General features: G+C 71.4%; 17 protein-coding genes. 9 read left to right on the top strand and 8 right to left on the bottom strand.

All coding sequences use genetic code 11. The annotated features are described in order from the left end of the window. Positions 1 to 61: 61 nt before the first annotated feature. Positions 62 to 277, bottom strand: a complete 216-nt coding sequence (locus C3481_RS04940; protein ID WP_023951934.1) for a DUF2945 domain-containing protein — start codon at positions 275 to 277, stop codon at positions 62 to 64. 133 nt (positions 278 to 410) lie between these two features. Between C3481_RS04940 and C3481_RS04935 the strand changes: the two genes are divergently transcribed. The 3 genes from C3481_RS04935 (at position 411) to C3481_RS04925 (ending at position 3,159) form a co-directional block, all read left to right on the top strand. After that, positions 411 to 1,235: an SDR family NAD(P)-dependent oxidoreductase gene (locus tag C3481_RS04935; RefSeq protein WP_103841016.1), complete on the top strand. Its 825-nt coding sequence runs from the start codon at positions 411 to 413 to the stop codon at positions 1,233 to 1,235. 150 nt (positions 1,236 to 1,385) lie between these two features. Continuing rightward, positions 1,386 to 1,751, top strand: coding sequence for a hypothetical protein (locus tag C3481_RS04930; RefSeq protein ID WP_103841014.1), 366 nt, complete (start codon positions 1,386 to 1,388; stop codon positions 1,749 to 1,751). A gap of 169 nt (positions 1,752 to 1,920) precedes the next feature. Beyond that, positions 1,921 to 3,159: an NAD(P)/FAD-dependent oxidoreductase gene (locus C3481_RS04925; protein WP_052007586.1), complete on the top strand. Its 1,239-nt coding sequence runs from the start codon at positions 1,921 to 1,923 to the stop codon at positions 3,157 to 3,159. Here C3481_RS04925 and C3481_RS04920 read toward each other — a convergent pair. From C3481_RS04920 to C3481_RS04910, 3 genes are read right to left on the bottom strand one after another with little or no spacing between them, the layout of a single operon-like run. Next, positions 3,143 to 3,790, bottom strand: coding sequence for a hypothetical protein (locus C3481_RS04920; RefSeq protein ID WP_023951930.1), 648 nt, complete (start codon positions 3,788 to 3,790; stop codon positions 3,143 to 3,145). The genes C3481_RS04925 and C3481_RS04920 overlap by 17 nt on opposite strands. Then, positions 3,787 to 4,644: an endonuclease/exonuclease/phosphatase family protein gene (locus tag C3481_RS04915; RefSeq protein WP_103841012.1), complete on the bottom strand. Its 858-nt coding sequence runs from the start codon at positions 4,642 to 4,644 to the stop codon at positions 3,787 to 3,789. The genes C3481_RS04920 and C3481_RS04915 overlap by 4 nt, the downstream gene beginning before the upstream one ends. Further along, positions 4,641 to 5,438 (bottom strand): glycosyltransferase family 2 protein, encoded by a 798-nt coding sequence (locus C3481_RS04910; RefSeq protein ID WP_064955943.1) that lies wholly within the window; start codon positions 5,436 to 5,438, stop codon positions 4,641 to 4,643. The genes C3481_RS04915 and C3481_RS04910 overlap by 4 nt, the downstream gene beginning before the upstream one ends. 83 nt (positions 5,439 to 5,521) lie before the next feature. Here C3481_RS04910 and C3481_RS04905 point away from each other — a divergent pair, with 83 nt between their 5' ends. Next, positions 5,522 to 7,312 carry an NYN domain-containing protein gene (locus C3481_RS04905; RefSeq protein ID WP_103841010.1) on the top strand — a complete coding sequence of 597 codons (1,791 nt, stop codon included), beginning with the start codon at positions 5,522 to 5,524 and terminating at the stop codon, positions 7,310 to 7,312. A gap of 18 nt (positions 7,313 to 7,330) precedes the next feature. On the opposite strand, the gene C3481_RS04900 is transcribed toward C3481_RS04905, so the two are convergent. Further along, a complete protein-coding gene (locus C3481_RS04900; protein WP_064955941.1) occupies positions 7,331 to 8,833 on the bottom strand; it encodes an MATE family efflux transporter in 1,503 nt (500 codons plus the stop codon). Positions 8,834 to 9,296: 463 nt separating this feature from the next. On the opposite strand from C3481_RS04900, the gene C3481_RS04895 reads away from it, so the two are divergent. Beyond that, on the top strand, positions 9,297 to 9,605 hold the full coding sequence (locus C3481_RS04895) for a TraR/DksA family transcriptional regulator (RefSeq protein WP_103841008.1): 309 nt from the start codon (positions 9,297 to 9,299) through the stop codon (positions 9,603 to 9,605). A gap of 6 nt (positions 9,606 to 9,611) precedes the next feature. Here C3481_RS04895 and C3481_RS04890 read toward each other — a convergent pair whose 3' ends face one another. Both C3481_RS04890 and C3481_RS04885 read right to left on the bottom strand, forming a co-directional pair. Further along, positions 9,612 to 10,715 carry a HAMP domain-containing sensor histidine kinase gene (locus C3481_RS04890; RefSeq protein WP_308457271.1) on the bottom strand — a complete coding sequence of 368 codons (1,104 nt, stop codon included), beginning with the start codon at positions 10,713 to 10,715 and terminating at the stop codon, positions 9,612 to 9,614. Further along, entirely contained in the window at positions 10,712 to 11,380 is a 669-nt protein-coding gene (locus tag C3481_RS04885) for a response regulator transcription factor (protein WP_064955940.1), read from the bottom strand. The genes C3481_RS04890 and C3481_RS04885 overlap by 4 nt, the downstream gene beginning before the upstream one ends. An 86-nt stretch (positions 11,381 to 11,466) precedes the next feature. On the opposite strand from C3481_RS04885, the gene C3481_RS04880 reads away from it, so the two are divergent. From C3481_RS04880 to C3481_RS04870, 3 genes are all read left to right on the top strand, one after another. Then, positions 11,467 to 12,162 (top strand): M15 family metallopeptidase, encoded by a 696-nt coding sequence (locus C3481_RS04880; protein WP_103841006.1) that lies wholly within the window; start codon positions 11,467 to 11,469, stop codon positions 12,160 to 12,162. 64 nt (positions 12,163 to 12,226) lie between these two features. Further along, positions 12,227 to 13,516, top strand: coding sequence for a M18 family aminopeptidase (locus tag C3481_RS04875; RefSeq protein WP_258039014.1), 1,290 nt, complete (start codon positions 12,227 to 12,229; stop codon positions 13,514 to 13,516). A gap of 100 nt (positions 13,517 to 13,616) precedes the next feature. Then, positions 13,617 to 14,894, top strand: a complete 1,278-nt coding sequence (locus C3481_RS04870; RefSeq protein ID WP_064955938.1) for an MFS transporter — start codon at positions 13,617 to 13,619, stop codon at positions 14,892 to 14,894. Here C3481_RS04870 and chrA read toward each other — a convergent pair. Beyond that, positions 14,884 to 16,086, bottom strand: coding sequence for a chromate efflux transporter (gene chrA / locus C3481_RS04865; RefSeq protein WP_258039013.1), 1,203 nt, complete (start codon positions 16,084 to 16,086; stop codon positions 14,884 to 14,886). The two genes, C3481_RS04870 and chrA, sit on opposite strands and share 11 nt — an antisense overlap. Before the next feature lie 175 nt (positions 16,087 to 16,261). On the opposite strand from chrA, the gene C3481_RS04860 reads away from it, so the two are divergent. After that, positions 16,262 to 20,812 (top strand): lamin tail domain-containing protein, encoded by a 4,551-nt coding sequence (locus C3481_RS04860; RefSeq protein WP_103841000.1) that lies wholly within the window; start codon positions 16,262 to 16,264, stop codon positions 20,810 to 20,812. Positions 20,813 to 20,825: the final 13 nt, after the last annotated feature.

Raw genomic sequence — 20,825 nt, 5'->3', positions numbered from 1 at the left:
CCCTCCGTTCGGCGGAGGGGCCTCTCGTCGTATGCGTGAGCGGATGCGGGGTGGCTGCCGCTCAGCTGCTGAGCTTGCGCAGCGCCGAACGCTTGTGCGCCGCCTGATCGCCGCTCTTCTCCGATTCGACGATGAAGGCCGGCTCGTCGGCGGATGCCGTGAACTTCTGACCCGCGAACTGGAAGTCCTTCTCCTTCTTCTCGACGATCTTCCCCTGCGTCCGCCCCTGAGAGGTGTCCCAGCTCACGCGGTCGCCCTTCGACAGTTCCTGAGCCATCCCGGCTCCTTCCGTTGTGCTTCGGTTGCCGCGATACTGTCGCCCGGCGGTGCCGGGCGAGAAGTCGTTGACACACCGGGGTCGGATGCGCCAGCACTCCCGCCAGGCGCCCGCAGCCTGCGAGACTGCGGGCATGCGCACGATCGTCATCACGGGAGCCAGCGACGGAATCGGGGCGGCCGCCGCGCGGCGTCTCGCGCGAGAAGGGCACCGCGTCGTGCTCGTCGGGCGCTCGCCGGAGAAGACCCGGGCTCTCGCGAGCGAGCTCGACGCGCCGTACCACCTGGCCGACTACGCCGAGCTCGCTCAGGTGCGGCGTCTGGCCGACGAACTGCTCGAGGCCTATCCGCGCATCGACGTGCTCGCCAACAACGCCGGCGGCATCTTCGGTCCGCGCGCCCTCACCGTCGACGGCTACGAGCAGACCTTCCAGGTCAATCACCTCGCCGGCTTCCTGCTGACGAACCTGTTGCTGGAGCGGCTCATCGAGAGCGAAGCATCCGTCATCCAGACGGCCAGCGTGGCGGCTCGCCTGTTCTCGCGGTTCGACGTGACCGACCTGAACGCGGCGAAGCACTACTCGGGGCGCATCGCCTACGGCAACGCCAAGCTCGCCGACATCGTGTTCACGCGCGAACTGCAGACCCGCGTCGGCGATCAGGGCATCTCGGCGGCCGCCTTCCACCCCGGCGTCGTCGCGACGCAGTTCGCCGCGAACGTGCCCGGTCCGCTCCGATGGGTCTACCACAACCCGCTCGCGCGGCGGCTGCTCACCACGACCGACGAGGGCGGCGCGCGCCTGGTCTTCCTCGCCGACGGAGTCCCGAATCGCGATTGGGTGCCCGGCGCGTACTACGAGAACGACCGCCCGACCCGGTCGCACCGCAACGCGACCGACCCCGATCTCGCCCGCGAGCTCTGGGATCGCAGCGCCGAGATGGTCGCCCTCGCCGGCTGACCTGCCGGCGCCGAGCACGCACCGTCGCGCCGAGCACGCACCGCACACCGTGCACTGTCGCTGGGATGGTGCGTGCTCGGCGGGAGATGCGCAAGGGGGTCGGGCGGGGCGTGCGGGGGCACGTACCGTGGGGCCGAACGGGAGGACGACATGGTCGACAAGCGCAACGAGCCCCACGGACCAGAGCAGATGCCGGACCGCCACCCCCGGCCCGATCCCACCGATCTGACCAATCAGGCCAGCTTCCGACACGGATCGGCCTCGCGGTGGCTCGTGCCCGCGGGCGTCCTGGCCGCGGTAGCGATCGTCCTCTACGTGCTGGCGTTCCAGCTGCAGACGGCGCTGCCCGCCATCGGCATCATCTTCGCCGTGGTCGGCTGGGCGATGATGGTCGTCGCCGCCCGGTCATCGGCCGACGCGCCCGTGCGCAACCGGCGCCTGGCTCTCGCGATGGCGATCCTCGCCGTCGGCATCCTCGCGATCTTCATCCTGATCTACATCACCGAGACCCTCTAGCCCGGCCCTGCTCTCGCCGAGAACGCACCTCCGCTCCGAGCACGCACCATGCAGCGAGCGTGCTCGCGTCGCGGGTGCGTTCTCGGCGGCATCCGCACCACGCCTAGACCCCGCCGTCGCGCGACGCAAGCACCCTCGCCGTTCCGGGCGCGGCACCTAGCGTGGTCGCATGGCGACGGCAGACCCAGCATCTGATCCTCGAGCGACGCGACGGCACCCCGTGCATCACCGGGTCGTGGTGGTGGGCGGCGGCAACGGCGGCGTCTCGGCCGCAGCCCGACTGCAACGGCAGGGTGTCGATGACATCGCGCTGATCGAGCCGAAGGGCACCCACGAGTACCAGCCGCTGTTCTCGCACGTCGCCGGCGGCACCGCGCGCATCAGCGAGACGGTTCGGCCGCAGGGCAGTGTCATCCCCGACGGTGTCCGATGGATCCAGGATGCCGTGACCTCGGTCGATCCGCACCGGTCGACGGTGCGCCTGGCCTCGGGCGGAGAGGTCGGCTACGACCATCTCGTGCTGAGCCCCGGGATGCAGAAGGACTGGGCGAGCGTGCCGGGTCTGGCCGAATCGATCGGCACGGGCGACGTGACCACTCACTACGAGGGCGATCTCGCGGCCCGCACCTCGTTGCGCCTGCGCGACCTCCGGCGAGGCACCGTCGTCTTCACGCAGCCCGCGGGTCCCGCCTCGTGCGCGGGCGCCTCGCAGAAGCCGATGTACCAGGCGTGCGACTACTGGCAGCGCACGGGTGTGCTCGACGACATCCGGGTGGTCCTCGTCGTGCCCGAGACCACCGTGTTCGGCATCCCGGCCTTCGATCGCGAGATCCAGCGGGCGATCGACCGTTACGGCATCGAGCTGCGCACCGAGAGCGCGTTGATCGAGCTGGATGCCGCGGCGTCCGAGGTCGTGATCGCCTCGCCCTCCGGCATCGAACGCATCCGGTTCGATCTCGTCAACGTCGTACCGCCGCAGTCGGCTCCCGACTGGATCCGGGAGTCCGGGCTGGCAGCAGCCGGCGACGCCGACGGGTTCGTCGACGTCGACCCCGAGACGCTGCGCCACACTCGCTTCGGCAACGTGTGGGCCATCGGCGACGCCGCCGGGACGACGAACTCGAAGAGCGGGGGAGCGCTTCGCAAGCAGACCATGGTGCTCGCGAAGAACCTCGCGGCCGTCGCCGGAGGAGGCGAGCCCCGCGCGCGGTACGACGGCTACGGCGTGTGCCCGATGACGGTGTCGCGGTCGAGCGTCGTATGGGCCGAGTTCGGTCCGTCCGGCGAGCTCATGCCGACGATCCCGTTCTTCCGGCGGATGTATCGCGAGAGCGCGCTGTCGTGGTTCTTCGACCGGCGCGTGCTGCCGTGGGTGTACTGGAACCTCATCCTCACCGGGAGGGTGTGACGCCGGCGGCATCCTCGCGGTCGACGTCGCCGCCCGTGCCGCGCGGACGCTCGGCCGTCAGCCGCACGCGCGCCACGAGGATGCCGGCGATCAGCGCACCGACCCCGCCCACGGCCATGTCGCCGATCGTGTCGTCGTAGGTCACGAGGATGGAGTCGACGAAGGCCTTCCCGACCCACTCCACGATCTCCCAGAGCGCCGCGAAGGCGAGACCGAACGCCGTCGTGACGATGAGGCCGGTACGCCGTCGGAAGCCCGCAGCGCCGGGGAGCGGCACGATCCCGACGCGAGCCGCCGCGATGTAGGCGAGGGCCGCGAGCACGCCCGTGCACACGAGGTGCACCGGGATGTCCCACGACGGGACGCTGCGGTACAGATCGACGACGTTGCTCCACGCAGCGATGAGCACCGTGACGCCGCACGCGATGTCGAACGAGGGGCGGACCCCGACGAAACGCGGTGCGACGAGCGCGGGAAGCGCGAAGGCGAGGATGCCGGCATCCGTGAGCTCGAACCACAGTGCGGCGACGACGATGCTGAGCAGCCCGCAGAGCCGCACCGCGTCCGCGACCACGGCGCTCATCGTTCGAGGCGGGCGGAGGAAGTTCTCGATCATGACGGGGCGGCTCATGAGGCGTCCTCTCCCAGCCGGAGGAGCACATGCACGCCGAGGTGGTCGGACGGCGCCGCGCCGTCGATCGTCCGGGTGTCGATCGCGGCGCGGGTGACGCGGGTGCCCCGGTCGACGGCGATCCAGTCGATCGGCCCCTTGCGGACGCGCGGCGGGTGGTAGCCGCCGTAGGTGTCCCAGAGCGCAGTCGTGCGCATCCCGGCGGCGTGCCACGCGTCGACCAGGTCTCCGCTGAGGAGCGCCGCCACCGGCGCCGAGCCGGGCCCGGCGTTCAGATCGCCCATGACGACGACCGGACCCGGCGTCTTTGCGGCGAGGTCGTGCAGCAGCCAGGCCGAGCGCAGGCGCGATCGCGCCGAGAAGACGTCGAGGTGCGTGTTGAACACGGTCAGCACGCTGCCCGTGACGCGATCGAGGAACGAAGCCCGGACGACGACCCGGGGCACCGGATTGCCCCATGATGCCGATCCGGCGACGGCGGGCGTCTCCGACAGTGCGAGCTGAGCGTGGCCGGTCAGTTCGAGACGCTCGGTGTCGAAGAAGATCGGGCATCCCTCGCCGCGGCCGTCGGCGTTCCGGCCATGACCGATGAAGCGGTAGGACGTGCCGAGCGAGGCGCGCACGAGGTCGGCCTGGTCGGGCATCGCCTCCTGCGTGCCGAGGATCGCGGGCGGGTCGGCGTGCAGCACGGTGGCCAGTCGCCGACCGCGCACCGTCCAGCGGTCATTCGGCGGCCACGTCGGACCGTCGATGCGTCGGCGGATGTTCCAGGTCGCGACGTGAAGGTCGTGCGGATGCATCTCGCCGGGGTCGAAGAGGCGGGCGACGGTGCTCCCGCGCGATGCGCGCGTCATCGTCGAGCCTCCGCGGCGCGGGTCATGCGGCGGCGTCTGGTGCGCCGCAGTCGGCGGGCGACGCGGCGGTGCGGCAGCTCGTCGGGCCAGTGCGCGACGACGGTGTGGAAGCCGCGGGCGACCCGGGTACGGAAGGCGCGCCCGTCGTCGAACGGCCGCATCGAGATCCCCATGTCGGCGCGTCGCGAGTACGCGATGCGGTGCCGTCCGCCCAGGTGGAACGCCAGGTCGAAGTCGTCATGCACCTCGGCGTCGCCGCGGTGCACCTCTGTACTGACGCTCCGCCACGCGGTGCGCCGGAAGGCGAGGTTGGAGCCGAACAGCGGCAGGTGGCCGAGCGCGGCGAACCCCAGCAGCGCGTAGAGACCGAGGTAGGTCGCCGCGAGGGGGCGGCGCAGCATCCGCGGTCCGTCGATGAAACGGGCGCCTCCCGTGAGCACGGCGACATCGGGGCGGCGGGCGAAGTCGCGGCAGAGGCCGGCGATCCAGGTGGGCGACGGCAGCGAGTCGGCGTCCAGGCGCAGCACGAGATCGCCGAGCGCGTGGTCGTAGCCCGTCGCCGCGGCGGCGGGGATGCCGGCGGCGGCGCATTCGACGACGCGGGCACCGGCGGCGCGGGCGACGTCGGCGGAATCATCGCGCGAGCCGTTGTCGACGACGACGATCTCGTCGGGTGGGTCGGACTGCTCGGCGAGAGCGCGCAGACACCGCCGCAGCATCACGGCGTCGTCCTTCACCGGGATCACGACCGAGACGGTCGGACGGTGCAGCGGGGGCCGGGCTTCGCGTGTCATCAGACCTCACGCTACGGCTGCCGGGGGAGCGCCGGCAGCGGCTTGACAGTGCTGCGCCGCCTCGTCAATGACATGCTGGGGGTATGCCTCAGCAGAGCGACCTCCTCGCCGTCCTCGTCGATGCCGACAACGTCTCGCCATCGCGGATCGGCGGTGTGCTCGCCGAGATCGCGACCTACGGCACCGCCTCGGTCAAGCGCGTCTACGGCGACTGGACCAAGTCGCAGTTGCGCGGGTGGAAGGATGCCGCGAGCGAGCACGTCATCCAGCCGATGCAGCAGTTCGACAACACGACCGGCAAGAATGCGACCGACAGCGCGCTGATCATCGATGCGATGGACCTGCTGTACACGCGCCGGTTCCAGGGGTTCTGCATCGTCTCGAGCGACAGCGACTTCACGCGTCTGGCCTCGCGCATCCGCGAGGAAGGGGTCACCGTCTACGGCTTCGGTGAGCGGAAGACTCCCGAGGCCTTCCGCAACGCGTGCGATCAGTTCACCTACCTCGAGGTGCTCGGTGTCGTCGACGAGCCGGATGCCGCACGCTCGACCACCGCGGAGCGCTGGACGTCTGCGGCGTTGCGCGGCGACGCGCGCCTCGTGGCCCTGCTGCGCAGCGCCGCCGAGACCGCCTCCGCCGACGACGGCTGGTCCGATCTCGGCACGGTGGGTCAGCTCATGCGCAAGCAGCAGCCCGACTTCGACCCCCGCAACTGGGGCTACGCGAAGCTGTCGGATCTCGTGCGAGCGGTGGGGCTGTTCACGATCGAGTCGAAGCCGGGCGGGATGTCGCTGCGCCCGAAGACCGCGGGGGGCTCGAAGGGCTCGGACGACACCGCTGCCGACGCGTCCGCGAAGGGCCGAGGCGATGCGGAACCGGGACGCTCGAGGCGCAAGCCGTCGCGTGCCAAGAGCGCAGGCTCGGAGTCCGAGTCGTTCGCGCAGGCGACACCGACCGCGCCGGAGGCGCCGACCGGGCCGGAGGACGGTGCGGACTCCCGCGTCGAGACCTCGCGGGCGACCGCTCCGTCGGAGAGCGCGAGCGGGTCGACATCCCGCGGCCGTCGTCCGATGATCGAGCAGCTGACGCTGGGCGCAGCTCTGGATGCCGCGCTCGACGCGGTCTCGTCGGCCGCGCGGGGCAACGCCGCGTCGTCGTCGTCGGAGGATTCCGATGCTGTAGGCGCCGGCGGGGGAGCGGTCGACCCCGCGCCGATGCCTGCCGCGACGGAGCGCACGACACCCGACGAGGCGACCGGCTCGGTGGATGCCGCCCCGGCCGAGGACGAGGCGGTGTCCGACGGCGGAGCGGCGAAGAGGCGGACAGCCGCGAAGAAGACCACCGCGAAGGCTGATGCGAAGACCCCCGCGAAGGCTCCCGCGGCGAAGACCCGGGCCCCCCGGACGACGACCGCTCGCGCCGCGGCGAAGCCTGCGGCCGAAGACGCCGATCCGACGGAGCCGAGCGTCCGCGCGGCATCCGTGTCCGGCCCGGACGACGGTGCCGCTCCGACGACGGTCGAGACTGAGACCGAGACCGAGGCCGAGACGCCCGCGCGACCGCAGCGCGCGTCGCGCAGCCGAGCAACCGCACCGAAGACCGCCTCGGACGACGCCGACTCCGAGGCTCCTGCCCGGCCCAAGCGCGCGTCGCGCAGCCGGAAGGCCGCGGCTGAGCCCGCGAGCGAGCCGACGGTCGACCCCGCTGTCGAGCCCGTCGCGGAGCCCGCGACGAAGACCACTGATCGGAATGCCGCCGAGCCCGCCATCGAGGCGCCGGCCGACGCCGTTTCGGCTCCGGCTTCAGCTGCGGCATCCGCGCCCGCCAAGCGGGCTCCCCGCCGGGCATCCCGGCCCGGCTCGTCGGCGAGCTGATCGCGGGGCGGCACCCGGTCAGCCGCGTCCGCGGCGCAACGCCGAGACGAGCGCACGACGTCGGCGCCGCGCGACCGGAACGACGGGCACCGGCTGCGTGACCACCGCGTCGACGACCATCGATCCGCTCGCGGGGCCCACGACCGGTACCGGCGTCGTCGCTGCGGTGATGTGATCCGCGCGGGCGACGGGCATGCCCGCGAGTTCGCGCCGGGCCCGCAGGTAGGCGGGGATCAGGATGACGGTTGCGCCGAGCCACGCGAGGGGATTGCTCCACGCCACTCCCGCGAACCCGAGCAGCGCGCCGAGCACGACGGCGGCTCCGGCGCGCATGAACAGCTCGACGATCCCGGTGATGGTCGGCACGAGGGTGTGCCCGAGCCCCTGCAGGGCCCCGCGAAGGACGAACAGGACGCCGAGGGCGCTGTAGGTCGCCCCGTTGATGATCAGCATGAGCGCGGCGAGGGAGACGACCTCATCCGAGCCGTCGCCGACGAACAGGCGCACGAGCGAGGCCCCCGAGGTGATCAGCACCACGCCGAGAGCGACGGCGCCGATCACTGCCATCCATGTCGCCTGCGCGACGCCTTGGCGGATGCGGTCGGGACGGCCGCCGCCGTAGTTCTGCGCGACGAACATCGAGACGGCGAGTCCGAGCGACTGCAGCAGAGCGACCGCGATGCCGTCGACGCGGGAGGCGGTCGTGTAGGCGGCGACGGCGTCGGCACCGAGCTCGTTGAGACGGACCTGCACCGCGAGCGTGCCGATCGCGATAATCGACGCCTGGAATCCCATCGGCAGCCCGAGTCGCAGGTGCAGGGCGAGATCGGCACGCGTGATGCGCCAGTCGGAGCGCCGCATGCGCAGAACGGGGATGCGCCGGCGGATGTAATCGAGGCACAGCACCACCGAGAGCGCCTGCGACACCACCGTCGCGAGGGCGGCCCCGCCGACCCCCCACCCGAGCGGTCCGACCATCAGCACCACGAGCACGACGTTGAAGACGCACGCGACCGTCAGGAAGATCAGCGGGGTGCGTGAGTCGCCGATCGCGCGGATGATGGCGGCGAGATAGTTGAAGAACATCGTCGCCCCGGCACCCAGGAAACTGACGACCGCGAACGTCGTCGCGTCGTCGAGCAGTTCCGGGGGCGTCTGCAGCAGCTGAAGCAGCGGGCGCGAGAGGAACGGCGCCACGACGGTGAGCGCGACGCTCGTGATGGCGGTCAGCGTGGCACCGGCCGCGACCGAGCGGCGCACTGCGGCGTGGTCGCCGGCGCCGAAGGCCTGCGCCGTGGGGATCGCGAACCCCGAGGTCAGTCCCCACGCGAAGCCGATGAGGAGGAAGAGCATCGAGCCCGTGGCGCCGACCGCAGCGAGTGCGTCGACGCCGAGCCAGCGGCCCACCACGACCGCGTCGACGATGTGGTACATCTGCTGCACCACGTTGCCGATCAGAAGGGGCACCGAGAACGCGAGGATGACACGCCAGGGGCTGCCGGTGGTGAGGTTGCGGGACATCGCGGTGGCCTTCGAGAAGATGCGGGCACGACAACGGCGGCGCCGGAGCGCCGCCGTCGGTCAGTCTATCGAATCGATTCGAGATGTGCCACGGGCTATCCCGCATGCGCACGCGCGGCGTCAGCGGGCCGAGCCCTTCCGCGGTTTGAGGAACGCGCCGTCCTCCTGCTTCTCGCGTTTGGCGGCGCGTTTTTCCTTGAGTGACAATTGCGGCGCCTTTTTGTCGCCGCGTGCGCGTGGTGTTTTGGTCGACATAAGAACTCGCTTCCCCTTGTGGCTGGCGTGTGACTCCCGACCATAGCCCGGAAAATAAGGAAGTCAAATCGACCGTCGAGGGCGATTTGCAGTGACTTGCTTTTTTGTGCGCACTGGCTATGGTGGGTGGTCAATGCCCCGTCATCTCGCCCCTGCGGGCTCGAGATCGGGGCTTTTCGTGCACCACAAAAAGCAGAACGGAAGAAAAATGGAAAAGACGGCCGAAGCGGCGTCGAGCGACGTCCGGACGCGCCTGGAAGCGCTCCTCGCGGAACGCCGCGAGCTGCTGGCGGATATCGAGCCGCGTGCCGTTCCCTCGGTCGACCCGGTGGCCTATCAGGCCGCCGCATCGCACCGCGCGACGATCACGCTGATCAGCGAGGCGCTCGACCGCGTCCGTGCGGGCTCGTACGGTCAGTGCGTCGGATGCGGTCGTGCGATCGCGTCCGCACGCCTCGAAGCGGTTCCCTACGCTCCCGCGTGCATCGAGTGCCAGAGCCGGGCCGAGACGGCCTGAGGCCGCTCACGCGCTCGGCAGCGCGACCCGGACGAGCAGGCCGCCGCCTTCGCGCGCCGTGATGCGCAGATCGCCGCGGTGGCTGCGGACGATGGTCGCGACGATGGTCAGGCCGAGACCGACGCCGCGGTCGGATGCCGGGCGGGTGCGGTCGCCCGCCCGGACGAACGGCTCCGTGAGCGTCGAGACGCGAGCGGCATCCAGGTGGGGCCCGGTGTTCGCTATCTCGAGCAGCGCCCACCCGTCCGGCGCCGTGCGCGTCCGCACCGCGACCTCGCCGCCGTCGGAGAGGTTGTGGACCATCGCGTTGGTGACGAGGTTCGATACGAGCTGCCCGAGCAGGGCCGCGTTGCCGTGGGCGACCGCCGGCCCCGGCTCCACCCGGATGGTCGGCGACGCCCGGTGCGTCGCCGGGGCGCCGGGGGTTCGCGCGTCCGCGGCGACGCGTTCCGTCACGGCGGCGAGGTCGACCGGCTCGAAGGCCAGGCCGGTGCGGCCGGCGCGTGCCAGGTCGAGCAGTGCCTCCGTCGTCGCGATCGCCCGCTCGTTCGTCTCGGCGATCCTGCTCAGGACGAGGTCGACGTCGCGCTCCTCCGGATCGGCTCGCGCGACCTCGACGATCGTCCGGATGACGGCGTGCGGGGTGCGCAGCTCGTGCGACGCGTTCGCCGCGAACCGCGATTCCTCCGCGACCGCTCTCTCGATCCGGTCGAGCATGTCGTCGAAGGCATCGGCGAGGTCGGTGAGCTCGTTCCGTCGTCCGCGCAGCGCGATCCGGCGGTGAAGCGTTCCCGCATCGGCCAGGCCGACGACCTCGGTGATCCGCCCGAGCGGGGCGAGCATCCACCCCGAGAGGAACCATCCGCCGACGAGGCCGACGACGACGAGCGCCGCGAGGGCCCACCAGGCGTACTTCACGAAGACGTCGGTGAGGTCACCGCGACCCGGTGCCCACCCGCCCGTCGACTGACTGAACAGGTCGCCGCTCGGCACGAACCGCAGGGCCAGCAAGCCGACGCCGAAGAGCACCGCGCCGGCGACGACGAGGAACCCGGCGTAGCTGAGGGTGAGCGAGACCCGTAAGGAGAGTCCTCGGCGACGGACGATCACGGCGCGGGGTCCGACATACGGTATCCGACGCCGGGAACGGTCTCGATGACCCAGGGCTCGCCGAGCCGTTTGCGCAGCGTCGAGATCGTGATGCGGACCGCGTTCGTGAACGGGTCGGCGTTCTCGTCCCACGCCCGTTCGAGCAGCGTCTCGGCACTGATGACGCCGCCGGCGGCGCCGACGAGAACCTCGAGCACGGCGAACTGCTTCCGCGTCAGCGCGACGTATCTTCCGTCGCGGTAGACCTCGCGCCGAAAGGGATCGAGTCGCACGCCGCCGAACTCGCGGACCGGGGGAGCGGAGCTGGGCGAACGTCGAGCCAGCGCGCGCAGCCGCAGCACGAGCTCGCGCATCGCGAACGGCTTGGTCAGGTAGTCGTCGGCGCCGGATTCGAAGCCCGACGCCTTGTCGTCCAGCCGGTCGGCCGCCGTCAGCATGAGGATGCGGGGAGCCTGGGGGCGCTGCGAGAGGAGGCGGGCGATCTCGTCGCCGTTCGGGCCGGGGATGTCACGGTCGAGCACGACGACGTCGTACCCGGTGATGGCCAGCTGCTCGAGTGCGATGTCGCCGTCGGCGGCGAGGTCGGCGGAGATGGCCTCGAGGCGCAGCCCGTCGCGGATCGCCTCGGCGAGGAAGAGCTCGTCCTCGACGATCAGCACACGCATGGCCTCAGGATAGGCGGGCGCAGGTATCGCGGGCGTATGAGAAATCGGCGACACCGGTGCAACATCCGCTCTCGTCCACTGGGAGCATGAGCACTTCCTCCGCCCCGGTTCCGACCCGCCCGCTCGCGCTGCCGACGACCGAGCCCGGACGGCGGGTGACGTTCGTGCCGCCGCGCCCGCGAGCGCGGACATCCCCTCGTGTGCGCCGCCGCCGTCTCGCGCTCGGTGTGGTCGCGGTCGCGGGTGCGGTCGCCCTCGGCGCGTCCGCCATCGGTGCGCTCGCCGGTGCGTCGGGCGTGCAGCTGCCCCCGATGCCGCCGGTGTTCCCGGGCCCGGCGTTCTCGCCGTCGGCGGACGACGGGTTCATCGAGGATGGCGTGCAGGTGAGCCTGTGGGACGACGACCTTCCGGCGATCTCGCGACTCGACCCGGAGCTGCTCGCGGCGATGCGCGCCGCCGAGGCGCGTGCCGCGGACGAGGGCATCCGCCTCGGTGTGACGAGCGGATGGCGCAGCGCGGCGTATCAGCAGTGGCTCCTCGACGACCGCATCGCGTCGGTGGGGGAGGAGACCGCGCGCGCCTACGTCGCCACCCCCGAGCAGTCGCGCCACGTCAGCGGGGACGCCATCGACATCGGGCCGGTCGACGCGCAGTACTGGCTTATCTCGTACGGCTCGGAGTTCGGCATCTGTCAGACCTACGGCAACGAGCCCTGGCATTTCGAACTGGCCACCGCGCCGGGCGCGGAGTGCCCGCCGATGCGCACCGATGCCAACGGCTGAGCCGCGGGTGCGACGGCGGCTGCGCCTACGATCGACGGAGGCCCCCAACGATCCAGGAGTCACCGTGTCCGCCGTCACCGCCGCCGCCCGCTCCCACGCCGCCGACCTCGCCGACTTCGTCGCGTCGTCGCCGTCGAGTTTCCACGCCGCCGCCGAGGTGGCCCGTCGCCTCGTCGCCGCGGGCTTCACCGCGCTGGCCGAGGACGAGCGCTGGCCCGATCAGCCGGGCGGGCGCTATCTCGTGGTGCGCGACGGCGCCGTGCTCGCGTGGATCGTGCCGGAAGCGGCGACGGCGGTGACGCCCGTCCGGGTGTTCGGCGCGCACAGCGACTCGCCGGCGTTCAAACTCAAGCCCCGTCCCACCACCGGGCGTCTCGGCTGGCTGCAGGCCGGTGTCGAGGTCTACGGCGGGCCGCTGCTCAACTCGTGGCTCGATCGCGAACTGCGCCTGGCTGGGCGCCTCGTGCTCGACGACGGCACCTCGGTGCTCACCGCGACGGGGCCGCTGCTCCGCCTTCCCCAGCTCGCGATCCACCTCGACCGCGAGGCGAACGATCATCTCGCGCTCGACAAGCAGACGCAGACGCAGCCGGTCTGGGGACTCGGGTCCGCCGAGTCCGCCGACCTGCTGGGAGAGCTCGCCCGAGAGGCGGGCGTGGACGCCGCCCGCATCCGCGGCTACGACGTCGTGACCGCCGATGCCGCCCGAGGCTCGGTGTTCGGCGCGGGCGACGTCTTCTTCGCCTCCGGCCGGCTCGACGACCTCGCCTCCGTCCATGCCGGAGTCGTCGCCCTGGAGCGAGCCGCCGAAGGCTTCGACGCCGGGCACATCGCGATGCTCGCCGTCTTCGACCACGAAGAGGTCGGTTCGGCCACCCGCTCGGGTGCTGCCGGTCCCTTCCTCGCCGACGTCATCGAGCGCATCCAGCTCGGCCTCGGGGCCGATCGCGAAGAGGGGATGCGCGCGATGGCGGCATCCTGGTGCGTCTCGAGCGACGTCGGCCACTCGGTGCACCCGAACTACGCCCACAAGCACGACCCCGTCGTCCTGCCGGTGCTGGGATCGGGGCCGATCCTGAAGATCAACGCCAACCAGCGGTACGCGACCGACGGCGTCGGAGCGGCCGCATGGAACGGCTGGTGCGAGGCGGCGGGCGTCGCCAGCCAGGAGTTCGTGTCGAACAACAGCGTGCCCTGCGGGTCGACCATCGGGCCGATCACCGCCACGCGGCTCGGCATCCGCACCGTCGACGTCGGAATCCCGATCCTCTCGATGCACTCGGCGCGCGAGCTCGCGGGGGTCTCCGACCTGCATGACCTCTCACTCGTCGCCGAGGAGCTGTTCCGCCGGTAGAATCGAGGGGTCCGCGGCGCCGGCCCGGATGAAGCGATGCAACTACCTGCTGACGGAGCAAGGCGGCACGTGAGAACGAGCTGACTGCTCGGAGGCATGTATGACGTCGAATGATCGTTCCCTGATCCATCACACGGGCTGGGCGCTCTTCCCGATCGCCTTCATCGCCCGGCTTCCTTTCGCGATGATGGTCGTGGGCGTCCTCACCCTCGTCGTCTCCGCGACCGGCTCGGTCGGGCTCGGCGGGCTCACCTCGGCCGCCGTCGGCATCGGCGTCGTCATCGCCGGTCCGGTCATCGGCGACGCCGTCGACCGGTTCGGGCAGCGGCGGGTGCTCGTTCCGCTCGGGATCCTCAACGGCATCCTGCTCGGGATCTTCCCCGTCGTCGTCACGGCCGGATCACCCGACCCGCTCATCCTGACCGCCGCGGCGGCCATCGGACTGAGCGCTCCGCAGGCCGCGGCCATGTCGCGCAGTCGGCTGATGGGCATCATCCGGGCGCGACTCGACGCCGAGCATCGACCGCGGACGCTCTCGCGCGTGATGTCGTACGAATCGGCGGCCGACGAGACGGCCTTCGTCATCGGTCCGTTCCTCGTCGGCATCCTCGCGGCCGTCATCGCTCCCTGGGCCCCGATCGCGATCGCCGCAGCCCTCAGCCTCGTCTTCGTCACCGCCTTCGCCCTTCACCCCAGCGGGCAGATCGCGGCGACGGCCCTCGATCCGGGCGAGAGCGAGGAGCGGGCGCCGATCTCGCAGGTGCTGCGCGGACGCATCCTCGTGCTGGTCGCGGCCACGTTCGGCGTGGGGCTCTTCTTCGGCTCGACACTGACCTCGCTCACCGCGTTCGCGCAGACCGCGGGCGACGACGTCGAGGCAGGACTCCTGTACGGGCTGATGGGGATCGGCTCGGCGGCCCTCGCTCTCGCGGTCGTGCTCCTGCCCTCGCGGTTCGCGCTGCGCCGCCGCTGGCTCGTCTTCGCAGCCGTCCTCGCGGTCTCGGCCGGCGGTTACGCCGCCTCGGACTCGCTCGGGGCGGTCATCGTGATGCTGCTGCTGATGGGGCTCGGGGTCGGGCCGACCCTCGTGACGCTGTTCAGCATCGCGGGGCACCGCAGCCCCGTCGGCCGGTCGGCGACGACGATGACGCTCCTCGGATCGGCGCTGACGCTGGCGCAGGCGCTCGCGTCGGCCGTGACGGGCGCCATCGCCGAGGCCGGCGAGGTGCGGCTCGCCATGCTGCTGCCGACGATCGCGGCGGTGCTCGTGCTCGCGTTCGGTGTCGTCAACCTCGCCATCGAGCGGCGCGAACGCGCGGGCGATGGTGCCGGAACGCCGCGCGGAGTCCGCTCCGCCCCGTCGCTCGTCAGCCGCTGATCAGCGCTCCGGCGGCCGCACCGACGCCGGCACCCAGCGCCACGACCACCCAGGCGGGGCAGCGCCAGAGCGTCAGCAGCCCGAAGCAGACCAGAGCGAGTGCGAACTGGTCGACCCGGGTGATCGACGTCGTGAAGACCGGGTCGTAAAGGGCGGCGCCGAGGATTCCGACTACTGCGGCACTCGCTCCCCGGACCACGCCACGCGCCCACGACCGGCGCCGCAGGACAGCCCAGACGGGCAGCGTTCCGAGGAGCAGCAGGAAGCCGGGCAGGAAGATGGCGACGAGCGCGATCGTGGCCCCGGCCACGCCGCCCGGGCCGACGCTCGCGAGCGCTCCGAGATAGGCGGCGAAGGCGAAAAGCGGTCCCGGCAGCGCCTGCGCGGCGCCGTAGCCGGCGAGGAACGTCTCGGCGTCGACCCAGCCCGGCCCGACGACGGCGCTCTCGAGGAGGGGGAGGACGACGTGGCCGCCGCCGAAGACGAGCGCGCCGGAGCGCAGGAAAGCGTCGAACAACGCGATCGAGCCGTCTCCCGTGATTCGGGCGGCGATCGGGCTCACGACGAGGAGCGCGACCAGGATCACGAGCGCAGCGATCCCGACGCGGGTGCCCGCGCTCGGAAGCGCGTCGTCCCCGCCGGCGTCATCCGAGTCGGAGGACCTCTCGCTGAGCCACAGAATCCCCGCGAGTGCGCCGAGGGCGATCGCCCCGAGCTGCGCGACGGGCCCGCCCACCAGCGCGACCCCGACGGCCGCCGCGATCGCTATCGTCCCGCGGGGCCGGTCGGGCGCGAGGCTGCGCGCCATGCCCCAGACGGCGTGCGCGACGACGGCGACCGCGACCACCTTGAGCCCGTCGATGACTCCGGTCGCGACGGGGCCGGTCACGGCCCCGATGCCGCTCGCCGCCCAGACCATGAGCGCGGCGGAGGGCAGCGTGAATGCGGCGAAGGCCGCGACGGCGCCCGAGAGTCCCGCGCGGCGCAGGCCGATCGCGAACCCCACCTGGCTCGACGCGGGTCCGGGCAGGAACTGGCACAGGGCCACGATTTCGCCGTAGCTCCGATCGCCGATCCAGCGCCGCCGGGTCACGAACTCGTCGCGGAAGTACCCGAGGTGCGCGATCGGGCCGCCGAAGGACGTCAGCCCGAGGCGGAGGAACACCGCGAACACGGCGGCGAGATTCGACACGCGTCCAGCGCACCACCGATCCGTGAACATGCGGTGAACGCCACGCGCGATTAGCACACCGAGATGACGCAGCGTGTCACCGCGCGGACACCTCGCGGGACGGGAGCGTTCACTTCGTGCTCGCGCACGGCCCCTACCGTCGGCGGCATCCCTCTTGCACCGAAGGTGGCTTGTCATGCCCGCTGAGCGCCCACGCGCCCGTTTTCTCACCATCGCGACGACGGCGACGCTCGCCGCGGGAGCCCTCTCGCTCGCGCTCGCAGCGCCCGCGCTCGCGGCTCCCACCGCTCTCGTGCCGACAGCGGCCGACGCGGCATCCGGCTCGCTCGTCGTGACCGAGATCGCCCCCGACAACGTCGGCGTCGACGACTACGAGTTCTTCGAGGTCCACAACCGCGGTGCCGCCGACGTCGACCTGGCGGCTGCGGGCGTCTCGTTCGCGTACACGTATGTCGACGGTGCCGACCGCTCCCGCGACGTTCCGCTCGCCGTGGCCGACCCGGTCGTGATCCCCGCCGGGGGGACCGTCGTGTTCTGGCTCAGCTACACCGCGGGGAGCGTCGACTCCTTCGCCCGCTCGATCGACGAGTTCCGCGCGCACTGGGGCGCCGATGCCGGCACCACCGTCGTGCGCGTGACGGGGCAGGCCGGGATGGCCAACGGCGCGCCGCGCGGCATCCGCATCCTGCAGAACGACGGGATCGTGGGCTGGTCGACCTACGGCCGCACGGCGGCCGCCGCCGGACAGTCGGCGCACTTCCGTCTGCCCGCTGAGCGCGTCGACGGCGGCACGGACATCCTCGCCGAGCCGGCTGCGGCGACGCCCGGCGTCGTCGCGCCCGAAGCCGTCACCCCGCCCGCGGGAGAGGAGCCGGGGGAACAGCCGGGGTTCGACCCGAAGCCCGACCCGAGCGTCGTCACCGCACCGCTGCAGATCACCGAGCTGCTGCCCGACTCGGCCAACGTCGCGGGCTCCGACGCCTTCGAGTTCATCGAGGTCTACAACGCCTCGAGTGATCCGATCGACTTCTCCGACTACACGATCGATTACCTCTACCCCGTCGAGGGCTCGTCGAGCGTCTGGCCGGCCGTTCCCGGTGACGTCGTGATCCCGGCCGGCGAGACGCTCGTGCTGTGGATCAAGAACGGCGCCAACGACGCCCTGACCGCCGCCGACTTCAACGACCACTTCGGCTCGCGGCTCGTCGCGGGGGAGAGTCTCGTCGAGATCTCCTCGGCCGGGATGGCGAACGGCTCGCCTCGGGGCGTCGCGATCGAGACCAACAGCGGCCGTCACGTCAGCACCGCGCTGTACAACCTCGACGGCGCCGATGACACCGTCGCCGACCAGGGGATCCGTTACACCGTCGGAGCGGATGTCGCGACGCAGCGGATCGTCGACCTCGCCCCGGCGTCGCCGGGTGCCGTGCAGCCAGACCAGGTTCCCGGCGGGCTCATGATCGTGGCGCCCGACACGCAGGCGCCGACGATCGTCGACGGCACCGCCGCCGAGATCCAGCCGGGCACCGACTTCGCCATCACCGCGACCGTGACCGATGACGTCCTGGCGCGGACCGTGACACTGCAGCTCGCCAACGACGTCGACCCCGCCCCGGCGCGCATCAACCTCCTCGACGCCGGCGACGGATCGGCGACGTTCGTGGTCAACGCCGCCGACCTCATCGGCAAGAGCTGGTACGAATACACGATCACCGCGAGCGACGGCACGAACACCGCGTCGACGCAGACTCGTCGCGTTCCTGTGGCCGGGGTCGACACCAACCCGGTCCGACTCAATCTCGAGGACGGGCGGTTCGTATCGGGAACGACGGAGATCGTCGCCGCGGGCGACGCGTACCCGAGCCCGATCGAGCTGACGATCGACGGCGCGGCCGTGGAGACCACCCCCACCCTCGAGGACGAGCCGCGTTTCGTCTTCGACACGACGAACGTCAACTACTACTTCAAGAACGGCGTGCGCATCGGTGACGATGTCCTCAACATCTTCGAGATCGGCACGCAGGGATGGGAGACGATCGTCACGCCCGTGCCGCTCGAGTACGTCGTCCGCGGTGACGAGCTCGTCGTGAGCGTGTGGGCGGGTACGAAGAAGGCGCCCGAGATCGACCTCGCCGAGAACAACGACGACTTCGAGATCCGCGCCCTGCGCCTGGTGCTCCCCGACGGCCGGACGCTCACGCCCCTCGGCTACGACGATCCTGCCGCAGTCCTGCGGATGGGCGACAGCGTCACCGAGGCGGGAGCCGCCACCGGGAAGCTCGACTACTACGAGGCGCGCTTCGCGCTGCCCGACGATGCGTTCGCCGCGCTCTCGGCTTCCTGGGACACCACCGCCGGCGCCGACGGTGCCGCCGTGGTGGCGGCCACCGACGGCGAGACGACCGTCTCGCGGACGGTGACGGTCGACAACACCGCTCCCGTCGTCACCTCGCAGATCGTCGACGGCACCGCCTATCAGGGACCGATCGTCATCGATGCCGAGATCGTCGACGCGGGATCGGGCGTCGCGAGCACCGTCGCCCGGCTCGACGGCGCGGAGATCGCCCTGCCTCACGAGACCTCGTCTGTCGACCTGGCCGCGGGGGAGCACCGCGTCGAGATCACCGCGACCGATCAGGCCGGCAACACCGACTCGTGGACGGCGACCTTCACGACGTACGACGAGCAGCCGAGCGCCGGGGCTCTCGCGCCGGCCGAAGGGGCCGAGGTGCCCGCGGGCGACGTGACGCTGCAGGCGAAGGTCGAGGATCCGACGGGCGACGTCCTCGACGTGAGCTTCCTCGAGGGACGCCGGCTCGATCTGTCCGACGGCGACGTCAGCGCGCAGTCCGGCACCGTGCAGGACGCACGAGCCGTCGACCGCGCCGAGGCGGAACAGCTGACGACCGACGAGCTGCGCACTCTCGCGGCCGTCGACGGCCTCTCGGAGGAGATTACGAGCGACCGGGCGTTCCCGTACCAGTCGTTCGACGTCGCGGTCACCGACACCGACGCCGGTTCCGACGTCCGCTCGACCTGGTCGGGTCACGCCGACGCGGGAGCGACCGTCATCCTCTACGTCCAGCGAGCCGACGGGTCGGGGTGGGACGAGGTCGACCGCCACGTGAGCGCGGGCGACGACGAGTCGTTCTCGCTCGATGCCGTCGTCGCGGTCGACGACTACGCGTTCGCCGCCTCGGACGGTGCGGGACGGGTGGTGCGGATGCTTGTGCAGCACTCCGAAGGCTTCGCGGGCGCGGACCGCTCGGACCGGACGACTCCGGTCGCACCGCACAACGCCGCCGATGTTCCGCGCAGCGAGTACGACTTCACCCTGGCGTGGGAGTCGGACACGCAGTACTACAACGAGAACACCCTCCCGGGCGAGCCATACCGGCACCAGCAGGCGATCCACTCGTACCTGCTGGATCGGCGCGACGAGCTGAACCTGCAGTACCTCTTCCACACCGGCGACATCATCGACGATTACGACGTGATGGAGCAGTGGGAGCGGGCCGATCCCGAGTACCGCCGCCTCGACGAGGCGGGCTTGCCCTACGGCGTCCTGGCCGGCAACCACGATGTGGGACACCACCTCGAGGACTACTCGAACTACGGTGCGTACTTCGGCGAGGACCGCTACGCCGGCAACCCCTGGTACGGCGGCAGCTTCGAGGACAACCGCGGTCACTACGACCTCATCTCGGCGGGCGGCATCGACTTCCTGATGCTGTACACCGGATGGCTCCCCGGCGATCAGTCGATCGCGTGGATGAACGAGGTGCTCGCGCAGTACCCCGATCGCGTCGCGATCATCGCGCAGCACGAGTTCATCCTCACCACCGGCGGGCTCGGTGCGATCCCGCAGCGGGTCATGGACGAGGTCGTCGCGACCAACCCGAACGTCCGCATGGTCTTCTCCGGGCACTACCACGACGCATTCCTGCGCGAGGACGCGTTCGACGACGACGGCGACGGCGTCTCGGACCGCACCGTGTACTCGATGCTGTTCGACTACCAGGGCCTCCCGGAGGGCGGTCTCGGCTTCCTCCGCCTCCTGCACTTCGACAACGAGGGGCGGCAGATGCTCGTGCGCACCTACTCGCCGTCACTCGACGTCTACAACTCCGACGAGCCGAGCCTCCTCGGCCCGGCGGGAGCAGGCGACTACTCGCAGCAGGAGTTCGCGCTCACGTACGATCAGCTGCGCATCGAGCCGGGCACGCGCACCCTCGGCACCGACGCCTTCTCGGCGGAGGTCCTCGGCGGCACGGAGATCGCGACGTTCTCGGATGTCGCGAGCGGCTCGATCCTCTCGGCCGCCTGGCCGCTCGCGGAGGAGGGCGAGCGCGGATGGTACGTCCGCACGAGCGATCCCTTCGGCGCCGTCGACGACTCGCGCGTGTCGCTGTTCACCGTGACCGCCGCCGTCGAGCCCGAGAACCCCGGCGAGGGCTCGGGCGGGGGCTCGGACCCCGGCGCCGGAGGCGGAGCAGGCGGCGGCACCGGTGGGGGTGCGGGCGGTGCTCCGTCCGGCGGCGCCGGCGCGACCGGCCCCGAGGCGGCGGGCGCAGCGGCCGGGGTCGGCGCGCGGCGCGATCTCGCTGCGACGGGCGGCGAGGCCTCGATGACCGCGACGGTGACCGGGATCGCTCTCGCGCTCCTCGCGGGCGGCGCGCTTCTCACGGCGATCCGCCGGCGCGCGCACCGCCGCGGACGGATCTGAACCGCACCCAGCG

This window comes from Microbacterium sp. Ru50, assembly GCF_002920555.1.
GTDB lineage: Bacteria > Actinomycetota > Actinomycetes > Actinomycetales > Microbacteriaceae > Microbacterium > Microbacterium arborescens.
This window is presented reverse-complemented; position numbering and strand designations above follow the sequence as displayed.

What these genes read in the sequence shown, in the direction of transcription:
- C3481_RS04860 (WP_103841000.1), top strand. Translation starts at nt 16,262, where the DNA reads ATGCCCGCTGAGCGCCCACGCGCCCGTTTTCTCACCATCGCGACGACG.
- C3481_RS04935 (WP_103841016.1), top strand. Translation starts at nt 411, where the DNA reads ATGCGCACGATCGTCATCACGGGAGCCAGCGACGGAATCGGGGCGGCC.
- C3481_RS04910 (WP_064955943.1), bottom strand. Translation starts at nt 5,438, where the DNA reads ATGACACGCGAAGCCCGGCCCCCGCTGCACCGTCCGACCGTCTCGGTC.
- C3481_RS04885 (WP_064955940.1), bottom strand. Translation starts at nt 11,380, where the DNA reads ATGCGTGTGCTGATCGTCGAGGACGAGCTCTTCCTCGCCGAGGCGATC.
- C3481_RS04930 (WP_103841014.1), top strand. Translation starts at nt 1,386, where the DNA reads ATGGTCGACAAGCGCAACGAGCCCCACGGACCAGAGCAGATGCCGGAC.
- C3481_RS04870 (WP_064955938.1), top strand. Translation starts at nt 13,617, where the DNA reads ATGACGTCGAATGATCGTTCCCTGATCCATCACACGGGCTGGGCGCTC.
- C3481_RS04915 (WP_103841012.1), bottom strand. Translation starts at nt 4,644, where the DNA reads ATGACGCGCGCATCGCGCGGGAGCACCGTCGCCCGCCTCTTCGACCCC.
- C3481_RS04925 (WP_052007586.1), top strand. Translation starts at nt 1,921, where the DNA reads ATGGCGACGGCAGACCCAGCATCTGATCCTCGAGCGACGCGACGGCAC.
- C3481_RS04880 (WP_103841006.1), top strand. Translation starts at nt 11,467, where the DNA reads ATGAGCACTTCCTCCGCCCCGGTTCCGACCCGCCCGCTCGCGCTGCCG.
- C3481_RS04905 (WP_103841010.1), top strand. Translation starts at nt 5,522, where the DNA reads ATGCCTCAGCAGAGCGACCTCCTCGCCGTCCTCGTCGATGCCGACAAC.
- C3481_RS04920 (WP_023951930.1), bottom strand. Translation starts at nt 3,790, where the DNA reads ATGAGCCGCCCCGTCATGATCGAGAACTTCCTCCGCCCGCCTCGAACG.
- C3481_RS04895 (WP_103841008.1), top strand. Translation starts at nt 9,297, where the DNA reads ATGGAAAAGACGGCCGAAGCGGCGTCGAGCGACGTCCGGACGCGCCTG.
- C3481_RS04940 (WP_023951934.1), bottom strand. Translation starts at nt 277, where the DNA reads ATGGCTCAGGAACTGTCGAAGGGCGACCGCGTGAGCTGGGACACCTCT.
- C3481_RS04900 (WP_064955941.1), bottom strand. Translation starts at nt 8,833, where the DNA reads ATGTCCCGCAACCTCACCACCGGCAGCCCCTGGCGTGTCATCCTCGCG.